Raw genomic sequence first — 257 nt, 5'->3', positions numbered from 1 at the left:
TAACGCCCGCATCAGGTGCGCCGAAGGCGTCACCTGGATGCGCTTGTTAGGTGCAGCCGCTGGTACGATAAGTTTGTTGCGAATTTGTTGGGAAATAATATTTGTTTGGCACGATGTCGTGCTTGCCAGTTACAAAAACAATACCGCTGGATATTGCTGGCATGAACTTACAGGTGGAACTTGTTGGCACAGATTTTATTTTGCTGGTTTGAAAACACCGGTGAAACTCGTTTTGCCAGCAGGTGGAACCGATGCCC

At 48.2% G+C, this 257-nt stretch carries 1 protein-coding gene; it reads left to right on the top strand.

Annotated elements, in window-relative coordinates:
* Positions 1-37: 37 nt before the first annotated feature.
* Positions 38-257 (top strand): hypothetical protein (locus ACY2RQ_RS19950; RefSeq protein ID WP_490114763.1); only part of this gene is annotated, 220 nt, incomplete at its 3' end.

This window comes from Parendozoicomonas sp. 209JJ7-1 (genome assembly GCF_058147085.1).
Note: the sequence above shows the minus strand (reverse complement) of the source record. Positions and strands in the feature narration are given on the sequence as shown.